This is a genomic window from Paucilactobacillus vaccinostercus DSM 20634 (assembly GCF_001436295.1).
GTDB classification, from domain to species: Bacteria; Bacillota; Bacilli; order Lactobacillales; family Lactobacillaceae; genus Paucilactobacillus; species Paucilactobacillus vaccinostercus.
In genome coordinates this window covers 190677-203103 of the sequence record NZ_AYYY01000025.1, presented here as the reverse complement: position 1 = coordinate 203103, position 12427 = coordinate 190677, and the positions used below count along the sequence as shown (strand labels likewise).

Sequence of the window (12427 nt, the reverse complement as noted above, 5' to 3'; positions counted from 1 at the left end):
GAAGCTATGATAAATGCATAGTTTGAAAACAAACTTTTCAAACAAATTTGAGAGGTGAAGATTAAGATGAAATTTACAGATGGTTATTGGCTCACTCGACCGCAATATCAGATCAATTCGCCACAGGAAGTTTTTGATTACAAAGTTGATGGCAAGCAATTGATCGCATATGCGCCGTACAACAAAATTACAACTCGTAATGATGAACTTAACTTAGGGATGACGACCGTGAAGTTGTCATCACCAGTTGAAGGGGTGATTGGCGTTAAGCTCGTTCACTTTGATCAGCTGACTAAGGGTCCTAGTTACGAATTATCTGATGAAAACCCGGATGTGGATATCAAAACCAGTGATGATGAAATTTCACTGACTTCTGGCCCACTAACGGCGAAGTTACCCGTTCGGAAGGATTTCAAGATTGAATTCGAAGCCGATGGTGAAACTGTCACGAAGTCAGAACCTAAGTCCGAAGGTGAAATTACCGATACGGGCGACAAGAAGCACTACATGCGTGAGAAGTTATCGATTGACGTCGATGAACTCATTTATGGGATGGGCGAACGGTTCACACCATTTGTTAAGAACGGTCAAGAAGTTGACATTGTTCAAAAAGATGGTGGGACTGGGAGTGAACAAGCCTACAAGAATATTCCATTCTACTTAAGTAGCAAAGGATACGGAGTATTCGTGAACCAGCCAGAAACCGTTTCGTTTGAAGTGGCCTCTGAAGATGTCGACAAGGTCCAATTCAGCGTTGAAGGACAATCAATCGAATACTTTGTGATTTATGGGCCAACCCCACAGGAAGTTTTGAACCGTTATACTCGCTTGACGGGGAAGATCACCTTGCCACCAGCTTGGTCATTTGGGCTATGGCTATCAACGTCATTCACGACTGACTATAGTGAAAAGACTGTTATGGGCTATATCAACGGCATGCAAGAACGTCATATTCCGTTGGATGTCTTCCATTTTGATTGCTTCTGGCAAAAGGGCTTTGAATGGTGCAACTTTGAATGGGATCCAGAAATGTTCCCAGATCCAGAAGGGTTGATCAAGAAGATCCACGATAAGGGCGTCAAGGTTTGTGTCTGGATTAACTCATACATTGGTCAAAAGTCACCATTGTTTAAGGAAGCAGCCGAAAAGGGGTACTTCATCAAACGCAAAGATGGTAATGTTTGGCAATGGGATCTTTGGCAAGCTGGCATGGGGATTGTCGACTTCACCAATCCCGAAGCTACTAAATGGTATCAAAGCAAATTAAAGGCCTTACTCGATATGGGTGTTGATTGCTTCAAGACGGACTTCGGTGAACGGATTCCAACCGAAGACGCCGTGTACTACGATGGATCTGATCCAAAACGGATTCACAACTACTACACCTACCTTTACAATGAAGCCGTTTTCGATCTATTGAAAGAAGAAAAGGGTGAAGATGAAGCAGTCTTGTTTGCCCGTTCCGCAACTGTCGGGTCACAGAAGTTCCCTGTTCACTGGGGTGGTGATAACCTGTCACGTTACAATTCAATGGCCGATTCATTGCGTGGTGGCTTATCATTCTTGATGTCAGGATTTGGTTTCTGGAGCCATGATATTGGTGGGTTCGAGGAAAGTGCCACCCCTGATATCTACAAACGGTGGACTCAGTTTGGTTTGTTATCATCACACAGTCGGTACCATGGAAGCATTGAAGCCCGGGTGCCTTGGAACTACGATGATGAAGCGGTCGATGTCACCCGGAAGTTTGTGGACTTCAAGCTGTCGATCATGCCATACCTTTACACCGAAGCGGTTCACACGGCAGAAACCGGAACCCCATTGATGCGGCCAGTCTTCATGGAATACTTGAAGGACCGGAATGCGTACACGCTGGACAAGGAATATATGCTTGGTAGCAAGCTCTTGGTTGCCCCCATCTTCAACGATCAAGGCAAAGCCAACTACTACCTACCAGCCGGCAAGTGGACGAACGTCTTAACGGAACAGTATTACGATGTGACCGATGGTGGTAACTGGTTCTCAGAAACGTACGATCACCTGAACTTACCATTGTTAGCTCGTGAAAATAGTATCTTGGTTCGTAATGAAGCAGCACAACACGCTGATTACGACTATACCAAGGATGTCACTATTCACCTGTACAACATGGTTCAAGGAACAACTGAGCAAAAAGTTGTTGATGATCATGGACAAGACGCAGCGAAGGTAACGGTCACCCGTGATGGTAAGCACTTTACGGTTGTTGCTGATGGTCTCAATGGTAATGTCACGGTTAAAGTTCATGAAGCAGGTCAAGTAACTGAAGAAAAGGTCGGCGAATTCGACATCTAGTCGGTTTCATAGTCCCGTTTCTTGTGGGCCAGTGACGAACTGATTGAATGAACAAGATATATAATGAAATGAAGAGAAAGGGTGCGTAACCGAGTGGTTATCGCACTCTTTTTTTATTATTCAACGATTTTATTAATAGTGTTCTCCACTGCGCTGTTCCTGAATAAAAAGTCAGAAAGCGTTTACAATGATTTTGACTGTGATATAATTAAAGCCATAAAATGGGTAAATTTTTTTGAAATGAGGATACAGGAAAATGGCACTAAATAAGCAGAGCATTAGAAACTTGAACGAAAAATCGGTTTTGCGCCAAATTTTTGTTGAAGGACCGATTTCACGCATTCAAATTTCACGGAACTTAAAATTAAACAAGTCCACTGTTTCAGCCATTTTCAACGACCTAAATGATCGACAATTAGTCATGGAAATGGGGCAGGGTGAAAGTACACAGGTTGGTGGCCGTAAGCCAGTTATGATCAAAGTCAATCAGCAATACGGATATACGATCAACTTTGATATTGGCTACCATCACCTAGATATGATGGCGAACTACCTCGATGGCACGGCGTTCAAGTACGCCCGGTTTGAAACTGAGGGCGCTGATATTCACCAAATATTAGCATTGATCATCAAGTCAGTGCGGGCGTTTGAAGATCCTGGTACGGTGAAGGGCCTACTCGGCATCTCCGTGGCGGTTCACGGGATTGTTTATCAACACCAAGTGACCTACTCACCATTTATCGATATGGAAGATGTTTCCATTTACGAACAGCTCACTCAGACATTCACCGTGCCGATCGTTGTCGATAACGAAGCTAACTTGGTAGCGGTCTTCCAACGTGATTTTTCAGATGACGATGAACATAACATGAATAACATTGTGGTCATTAGTATTCACAAGGGGATTGGTGCTGGGATCATCATTAACCATCAAATTTATCGTGGTGAGCAAGGGGAAGCCGGCGAAATTGGCCGGGCGGTTTACCCAACGGTTTTTGCCGATCCCGGTAAGGTCGAAAAAATTGAAAATTACGCATCCCAAGATGCAATCATTGACCTGCTGAAGAAACAAAAGGGGCTGACGCACCTCGACTTCGATGAAGTCGCCGAGCTATACGCGCAAGATGATGCAATCGTGGTGAAGGCTATCGATGATTTTCGGGATTACATCACCATGATCGTCTATAATGCCGCCGTCAGCTATAATCCGGATACGATCTACCTGAGCTCCAACTTAATCGAAACCATTGACCAACTACTCCCGATGATTGTGGATAAGTATAACCGGCTCCCTGAAAATGGGAACACGGATATTCGCATGTTGAAGGGGGCTAAGTATGCATCGTTGCTTGGCGGCTGCTCAGCTGTCACCCATCTGGCGCTCAAGATGTCGAATCAACGGTTGAAGTTTAATTTTGATTTAAGCAATGCATTTGATGATTAGCTTGTGACATAAGGCTGTCACTTTCTGCGCTACGTGAGTAGTGGGAAAGGGCGCCTTTTTTTGATGAAATTTTAGGCAGTGTCCAGAAGACGATGGCGTGGTCTGAATTTCACAAAAACTAAGCAGAAAAAGTCGTAAATAACCTGATGAAAAGGCTTGCAAAACAAATATGATGCACTATAATAGGACATGTAAGTTGGTTGACACAACAAACTAAACAATGGGAGGCTATTTTCAATATGGCTTATTGGAATGTTGATAAAGTACCCTATGTTGGTACCGGAGATTTAAAATCAGGACTCGGTTTTCATTACTACAACGCTGATGAAGTAATTGGTGGTAAGAAGATGCGCGATTGGCTACGCTTCTCCGTTGCCTATTGGCACACATTTGACCAACGTTTAGTTGACCCATTTGGTGATGGTACGGCAATTCGTCCATACGACAAGTACACGGATCCAATGGATCAAGCCTTGGCTAAAGTTGACTATGCATTTGAATTCTATGACAAATTAGGGGTTGACTACCTTTGCTTCCACGATCGTGACTTGGCTCCAGAAGGCGACACATTACGTGAAACCAACCAGAACTTGGATAAGATTGTGGACAAGATCGTGGATTACCAAAAGACATCTGGGATGAAAGTTCTTTGGAACACATCGAACTTATTTACTAATCCACGGTTTGTGGCGGGCGCTGCAACCTCACCATACGCAGATATCTTTGCCTACTCAGCAGCTCAATTGAAACACAGCTTGGAGATTGGGAAGCGCGTTGGTTCTGAGAACTATGTCTTCTGGGGTGGTCGTGAAGGTTACGAATCACTTTGGAATACGGACATGAAGAAGGAACAAGAACACGCAGCTAAGATGTTCCATATGGCGAAGGACTATGCGAATGAAATTGGATTTGACGCACAAATGTTATTGGAACCCAAGCCAAAGGAACCAACGACGCATCAATATGATTTTGACGCTGCAACAACCATTGCCTTCATGAAGGAATACGGGTTGGATAAGGACTTCAAGCTGAATTTGGAAGGAAACCATGCTAACTTAGCTGGTCACACTTATCAACACGAAATTCGGACAGCGCGTGAAGCCGGCTTGCTCGGTTCATTGGATGCTAACGAAGGCGACAAGTTGATTGGATGGGATATTGATGAATATCCTTCAAACCTTTATGAAACAACTGCCGCAATGTACGAAGTGGTTGAGAGTGGGAGCATTGGCCCTCGCGGTGGGTTGAACTTTGATGCTAAACCACGTCGTTCTTCATTTGCACCGGAAGACCTCTTCTATGGTCACATCGTCGGGATGGATAGCTTTGCTGCCGGCCTACGGGTTGCCATGAAGATGAAGGAAGACAAAGTACTTGAGAACTTGGTTGCTGATCGGTACAGCTCATATAAGAGTGGTATTGGTGCAGACATCGAAAGCGGTAAAGCAACCTTTGCCGACCTTGAAAAGTACTCACTTGATAAGACCCAAAAGGATCTACGTGACGCAACTAGTTCAGATCATCTTGAACAAGTTAAAGACACCATTAACCACTACATTGTCAGTGTATTGGGTAAATAATCAGTGCCTTCAGCAAGGTGGAGGATGGGCAAAACCCACCCTCCATTTTGTTAGTTAAGATCAAAATAATGGAAATAGAACTGTGAAACAAGCTGGAGCTCTCGTAGTAATCTGGTTTGCACAACTCAACTCAGGAGGAATTTAATATGAGCTACGTACTAGGTGTGGATTTAGGAACTAGCGCGGTTAAGGTATCCGCCGTTGACCGGAACGGGAATATCGTCGCCCAACAAAGTTTCGATTATGAATTAAGTAACCCCAAACCAGGTTACAGTGAACAGAACCCAGAAGATTGGGTTTCTGGAACCACGGTGGCTATCGTGCGCTTGATTTTGAAGGATGGAATCAAACCGGAAGAAATTGAAGGAATTAGTTACTCTGGTCAAATGCATGGGCTCGTCTTACTGGACGAAAATAACCAAGTATTGCGTCCTGCCATTTTGTGGAATGACACCCGGACGACCAAGCAACGGGAAGAAATTTTAGAGACTATGGGTGACGAGTACATCAACATTACCCGGAACCAGCCCCTCGAAGGGTTCACATTGCCTAAAATTTTATGGGTGAAGGAAAACGAACCTAATATTTTTGCTAAGGCGAAAACGTTCTTGCTCCCCAAGGACTACCTGCGTTACCGGATGACCGGAAAAATTCAAATGGAATACTCGGATGCTGCCGGAACAGTCTTACTGGATGTTGCGAAGAAGCAATGGAGTGAAACCATCTGCAACAAGTTCGGCATCCCAGTTTCAATGTGCCCACCTCTGATCGAATCAATCGGGTATGCGGGCAATATTTCAGAAAGCTATTCACTATTTTCTGGCATGTCAACCAGCACAAAAGTCTTCGGTGGCGCGGCCGACAACGCTGCCGGTGCCGTGGGTTCAGGAATCTTAGCGCCCAACATGGTCATGGCTAGTATCGGGACCTCTGGCGTGGTCCTCAAGTACGAGGATAACTCGGACGTTGACTATCAAGGCAAACTGCATTTCTTCAACCATGCCATTCCAGATAAGTTCTACACGATGGGCGTGACATTAGCTGCCGGGTACAGTTTAAGCTGGCTCAAGAAGACCTTTGGCCCGAACGAAGACTTCACTAGTTTTGTATCAACGGCGGGTGACTCAACGGTCGGTGCCAATGGATTAATTTTCACACCATATATCGTGGGTGAACGGACACCGCATGCCGACGCCGACATCCGTGGAAGCTTTATTGGGGTTGATGGCACGGATAAGCGGTCGGACTTTGTACGGGCCGTCTTGGAAGGAATCATTTACTCATTCGCTGATATTATGGATATCTTCGAAGAAAAGGGCCAAGACTTTGACACCGTCGTTTCAATTGGTGGTGGTGCCAAGAGTCCGCTCTGGCTTCAAATTCAAGCCGATATCTTCAATCGTAAAGTAGTTAGCTTGAAGAACGAACAGGGACCAGGAATGGGGGCTGCAATGTTAGCAGCTGTCGGTCTCGGCTGGTTTGATACCGTGCAAGATTGTGCCAAGGAATTTGTTCACTTCGGCAAGGTCTACGAACCAGATGCTGAAAATGTGAAGAAGTATCGAGAAATGCACCAAATCTATAAGCAAGTTTATGAGGCCACCAAAGACGTCAGTCACCAACTTTTGGATTACCGACGTAAATACTAGTCGTTAAAGATAATTTTCACTTAAATGCGTGATAATATACAAAAAAACGTTAAATACATCATAATGATGAATATTTAACGTTTTTTATTGCATAAATATCATTATTGAATTAAAGTATACGTAAGATAATAGTTGATGATAATAAAGGAGTGGCATTATGGATAGTTCAATTTTAACCAACCGGTATCAGCATCCGGCACCAAATCTATTAGCGCAAATTGGGACGCTTGCAGCAACCACACAAGATGCAATTGATTTGTCGATTGGGGATCCAGATTTCAAAACCCCCGATGCAGTGATCGACGCAGCTTTCGCCAAGACGAAGGCGGGGATGACCCATTACACCGAAGCAAGCGGGTTGCCAGAATTACGGGCAGCTATCCAGACGTACTATCAAAGTAAGTATCAGTTGTCGTTTACCATCCCCCAGATTCGGGTAACGGTGGGCGCGTCACACGCGCTGTTTATTGCCCTTGCCGCACTGATTAATCCCGGTGACGAGGTCATTGTGCCAGAACCAAGCTTTTCACCCTATCCCGAAGAGGTAAAGGTAGTTGGTGGGGTCCCCGTGATGCTTGATACCCGGCCAGAGGAGGGCTTTGCGATTAAACCCGCTGATGTTGCTAAACTGATTACCGATAAGACCAAGGCAATCATCATTAACACACCGAATAACCCCACCGGCAATGTGATGGCCCCTGCTGATGCCCAGCAGTTAGCGCAGCTTGCTCAAGAACGTGGTATTTTTATTATGGCCGATGAGGTCTACTCCGATTTCTTATTAGGAGATCATCAGTTTACACCAATGGCGACTTACGCACCCGATAACGTCATTACATTGGGGAGCTTTTCGAAGAGTTTTGCGATGACGGGCTGGCGAATTGGCTATTTGATCGGACCCGAATATCTCACGGAAGCTGCCCGGTTAGTCAATGAAGGGATCACGTATTCTGCCCCCGCACCGTCCCAAAATGCGGCACTGTATGCGCTTCAACATGCGGATGAGATTATTCCAGAGTTTGCGGCGACCTTTGCCAAACGCCTGACCTTTATCAAGGAACAAGTGGCCCAGATTGAGTGGCTCGATGTATCGCCGATTCAGGGGAGCATTTATGCGTTTGTGGATATTCGTCAGACGGGCCTTGATTCGGTGACCTTTGCTGAACAGCTACTGAAAAAGGCAGGAATTATTGTGATTCCAGGATTGGCATTTGGACAGGCCGGCGAAGGGTTTGTCAGAATTGCTGCCACGCAGCCGCTAGAGGTCATTAAAACAGCGTTCGATAAAATAAAACAGTTAAGCCCAGCTGATTTTAAAGCGTAATAGGAGGAGTTAAAGGTTATGAAAATTATTATGTACAGTGTGCTCGCCGAAGAAAAGCCCTATATCGAGGCGTGGGAAAAGAAAACGGGGAATCAGGTAACCCAGATCGAAGACCGCTTAACCCCTGAAACAGTCGAACTGGCTAAAGGTTACGACGGGATCGATATGCAACAAACAAGTGATGTGAAAGATCCAATCGTATACGAAAAGCTCGCTTCGTACGGAATGAAACAACTGACGGGACGAATGGTTGGATATGAAATTTTTGATCTGGATTTAGCCACCCAAAATGGATTAACGGTCACTAACATTCCCGCTTATTCACCACGGGCAATCGCCGAGATGGGCGTCACGCAGGCCATGTATTTGATCCGTAATATTGGTTACTTCCAGCAACGGATGAGTAATGGTGATTTCCGGTGGAACGGGATGATTAGTCAGGAAATTCATGATTTGACCGTCGGTATCATCGGTGCGGGGCACATTGGTGGGGCCTCAGCACAATTGTATACGGCTTTGGGGGCCAAGGTTTTAGCAACCGATCCCGTTTATAACGTGGAACTTGAACCCTACTTGGAATATACGGATTTGGATACCGTTTTGACCCAGTCTGATATCGTGACGATTCACACACCATTGAAAGAGGATACGCGTGAATTGATCAACAAAGATACTTTGGGCAAGATGAAGAAGAGTGCATACTTTATTAATATGGCTCGCGGGGGGCTCGTGAACACCCAAGATTTGATTACAGCCCTACAGAACCATGAAATTGCCGGTGCGGCGCTTGACACAATTGCGGATGAAACGGAATTCTTTGAGACACAGATGGATCCGACGAAGACCCCGCAAGATTATCAAACATTGCAGGCAATGCCTAATGTGCTGATGACGCCTCACTCAGCTTATTTTACGAACAAAGCGGTTAAAAACATTGTGGAAATTGGGTTGAACGATGTGGTGACGATTGTGAACGGTCAAAAGAGTCCCCACGCGTTGAACTAGATTAATGGTCTGGTAATTTTCCCGCAAGTTTTCTATACTAAAACAATATTGAAAAACGGGAGAATTGAAAATGATCAAACTTATTGTGGCCTTACTGCTAATTTTTGCGCTGGGGTTATTGGGCCTAATTATCTGGCAAGTTATCAAGCAACGTCCGAAGATGACTTGGCGTGATCAGTTACTGGGGTTTGGCATCGGTGGCCTGACGGATTTTCTGGATACCTTAGGGGTTGGAAGCTTCGTTACGACAACGACCCTGTTTGGGTGGACACACTACCTCGATGATGAGCGGCAGTTACCGGGAACGATGAATATGGCCCACGCGATCCCAACGGTGGCCGAAGCCCTATTCTTTGTGACGGCGGTGAAGGTGGACATCCTCACGATGGGCGCCATGGTGATCGCAGCAATTATCGGGTCGTTAGTTGGCAGCGAGGTGGTCGTCAGAATGAACGCCGCCGTGATTCAAAAAACGATGGCGCTGGCATTAATTGCGACCTCGATTTTGATGGCCATTAATAAGATGGGCTGGATTTCGATCATTGCCGTCCACAATGAAGCACTCGGGCTAACCGGTTGGCCGCTGGTGATTGGGGTGGCGGGGAACTTTGTGCTGGGGATGTTAATGTCGGCCGGTGTCGGTCTGTACGCCCCTTGCATGGTGCTCGTTTACTTCCTAGGATTGAAGCCCATCGCGGCCTTTCCGATTATGATGCTATCGTGTGCGATGCTAATGCCAAGCGTTAGCGTCAACTTCATTCGCAATGGCCGGTTTTCACTTCGTGGCATCTTTGGGTTCATTGTGGGCGGCATCGTCGGGGTTGTGATTGCGGCCACGGTTGTCAAGAGCATGTCGCTGGAAGTTCTGGGCTGGTTGATCGTAGTGGTGAGTTTCTGGACCGCTTACCAGCTCTGGCGCAGTGGAATTGCGTCTAGTCGTCAGATAAAAGCATCAAAGTAAATAAAAACGCGCTTGGAAATTGTCTAAATTTTCCAAGCGCGTTTTCTAATCACTATGATTATTGTTGTTGATATTTGGCAAATCGTTGTTGGTCGGTAGCAGAGAGTTCTACTTTGAGCTGCGTACCGGTTGCGAGGTAGTCGGTGCTGAGAATATGAGCATGGTCGTTGAGGTACGACACGACTTCACCATCGGCAAATGGAATTAATAACTCTACTGTGACGTAGTTGGTGAAGAGATGACTCTTAATTACCCCAACTAGCATACCAAGGGACTGTTCATCACGAGCTGATAAAACAACCTGATCGTCGCCGTCCATGACGGGAAACTGAACTTCCATCTTATCCGCCTTATTAAAGACGAGGATCATCGGGATATCTTCAATGCCAATTTCCTTCAGGGTTGCGGCAGTGGTTGCCATCATTTCTTGGTAGTGTGGATCTGAGTAGTCGATGACTTGGATCAATAAATCAGCGTTTGCGGCCTCGGCCAGTGTAGACTTAAAGGCTTGGACGAGGTGGGTGGGTAGCTTGCTGACAAAGCCAACCGTGTCACTCAGCAAAAACTGTTTTTGATCGGGAAGGGTTAACTGCCGGACGCTAGTATCCAACGTGGCGAATAACATATTTTTTTCGAAAACTTGTTTGTCATCATCGATACCAAACATCCGGACGAGACCATTCATGATGGTTGATTTGCCGGCGTTAGTGTAGCCGACAAGTGCGGCTGTCGGAATGCCACTTTTAGCCCGTTGTTGGCGTTGCGTAGTAGCCGATTTATTAAGTTCGGCGAGTTCGCCTCGCAAATGGGTAATCGCATTTTGAATAGTCCGACGGTTCATTTCGAGCTTCGTTTCACCAGCCCCACGGTTGGTAAAGCTCCCGCCACCGGCACCAGTTTGTTGATCCAACCGTTGATTAGCGCTGGTTTTTAGGCGTGGTAGGCGGTACTGTAACTGGGCAATTTCTACTTGGAGTTTGGCTTCCCGAGACTTAGCGCGTTTGGCAAAGATTTCGAGAATCAAAGCGGTCCGATCTAAGATGCGGGCCGTCGTGTTTTCCTCGAGGTTACGAATTTGGCTGGGTGACAGCTCATCGTTGGTGACCACGGTCTGAACACCAGTTGCGGTGATCAGTTCGGCGAGTTCTTCGACCTTCCCTTTACCAAAGTAGGTTGCGGCGTTGGGACGGTCGAGCGATTGCACGAGGCGATCAGCGACGGTCATTTCGTTGGCTTCGATTAGATTGGCAAGCTCTTCCATTGAGTAGTCAAAATCGACTTGTTGGTTAGCTAAATTAAGTCCGGCAATGATCACCGGTTCGGTTGTTGGTTGTGTATCCATAAGTACCTCCTAAAATGTGAAAGATGGCAACGAGGTGCACTGGATTTTAAATTGGCATCATCGCAAGCTCCTTTATGAGTTATGGCAGGGTTAATTGGTTATAAAAGTCAACGTCAGTGGTGGTAGCGGTTAGGGTAACCTTGGTGATACTGCCGTTAGCGGGCGCGACAGGGGGAATCTGTTTGGCGTACTTACTGATGATGGAACGAATAGCAGTGCCGTGGGACACCACCAAAATCGTACTGCCATCGGGAAACTGCCGCAGTTTATCGATTCCGTGGCCGTAACGCGTCCAGAAGGCGTGATCATCTTCCGCATCGTGAAACGGATCGTTTTTGGCGATCAAGTCGCGCGTCCCTTCGAGGGTGTAGCGGTCGACGAACTGTTCGAAGCGCGTGAGCCCATCGGCCTTACCGATTTGTTTCCAGGTGTCCGGCCCGATAGCACCTTCGAAGAAGCCGAAAAATTCTTCCCGAAAGTCCGGTTCCTGAATGGGTTCGGTAAGGTCACTGACGTTAGCCGCCAAAATTGTCCGGGCCGTGATGACGGTTCGACTCAGGTCACTGCTATAAGCAGCATCGAAGTGGACATTCTTGAGTTGGTCAGCCACCCGTTGGGCATCAGCGCGTCCCTTGGCAGTCAGTGGCGCATCGGACCACCCCTGAATTCGATCGTACAAGTTCAGATAAGTTTGTCCGTGACGGACAAAATAAACGTTAATTGACATAGTACTGGTCTCCTTTAAATGGGATTTAACGGACGTTCATTGCACTAATAGTTTACCATAC

9 protein-coding genes are annotated in these 12427 nt (G+C 46.3%); 7 read left to right on the top strand and 2 right to left on the bottom strand.

Going from position 1 to position 12427, the window contains the following annotated elements:
- The first annotated feature begins 66 nt into the window (after positions 1 to 66).
- The 7 genes from yicI to FC26_RS06160 all read left to right on the top strand — a co-directional run bounded on the left by yicI (position 67) and on the right by FC26_RS06160 (position 10297).
- Entirely contained in the window at positions 67 to 2334 is a 2268-nt protein-coding gene (yicI, locus tag FC26_RS06190) for an alpha-xylosidase (RefSeq protein ID WP_057778802.1), read from the top strand.
- 256 nt (positions 2335 to 2590) lie between these two features.
- The gene (locus tag FC26_RS06185) at positions 2591 to 3778 is read left to right on the top strand and encodes an ROK family protein (protein WP_057778801.1); all 1188 of its coding nucleotides are present in this window, start codon (positions 2591 to 2593) and stop codon (positions 3776 to 3778) included.
- A gap of 239 nt (positions 3779 to 4017) precedes the next feature.
- On the top strand, positions 4018 to 5358 hold the full coding sequence (gene xylA, locus FC26_RS06180; protein ID WP_057778799.1) for a xylose isomerase: 1341 nt from the start codon (positions 4018 to 4020) through the stop codon (positions 5356 to 5358).
- 146 nt (positions 5359 to 5504) lie between these two features.
- Positions 5505 to 7007, top strand: a complete 1503-nt coding sequence (gene xylB / locus FC26_RS06175; RefSeq protein ID WP_057778798.1) for a xylulokinase — start codon at positions 5505 to 5507, stop codon at positions 7005 to 7007.
- Positions 7008 to 7164: 157 nt separating this feature from the next.
- Positions 7165 to 8331 carry an aminotransferase class I/II-fold pyridoxal phosphate-dependent enzyme gene (locus tag FC26_RS06170; protein WP_057778796.1) on the top strand — a complete coding sequence of 389 codons (1167 nt, stop codon included), beginning with the start codon at positions 7165 to 7167 and terminating at the stop codon, positions 8329 to 8331.
- 18 nt (positions 8332 to 8349) lie between these two features.
- The gene (locus FC26_RS06165) at positions 8350 to 9336 is read left to right on the top strand and encodes a D-2-hydroxyacid dehydrogenase (protein ID WP_057778794.1); all 987 of its coding nucleotides are present in this window, start codon (positions 8350 to 8352) and stop codon (positions 9334 to 9336) included.
- 70 nt (positions 9337 to 9406) lie between these two features.
- A complete protein-coding gene (locus tag FC26_RS06160; protein ID WP_057778792.1) occupies positions 9407 to 10297 on the top strand; it encodes a TSUP family transporter in 891 nt (296 codons plus the stop codon).
- Positions 10298 to 10355: 58 nt separating this feature from the next.
- On the opposite strand, the gene hflX is transcribed toward FC26_RS06160, so the two are convergent.
- Positions 10356 to 11639 (bottom strand): GTPase HflX, encoded by a 1284-nt coding sequence (hflX, locus tag FC26_RS06155; RefSeq protein ID WP_057778790.1) that lies wholly within the window; start codon positions 11637 to 11639, stop codon positions 10356 to 10358.
- A 79-nt stretch (positions 11640 to 11718) separates the two neighbouring features.
- Positions 11719 to 12366 carry a histidine phosphatase family protein gene (locus FC26_RS06150; protein ID WP_057778788.1) on the bottom strand — a complete coding sequence of 216 codons (648 nt, stop codon included), beginning with the start codon at positions 12364 to 12366 and terminating at the stop codon, positions 11719 to 11721.
- Positions 12367 to 12427 lie beyond the last annotated feature (61 nt).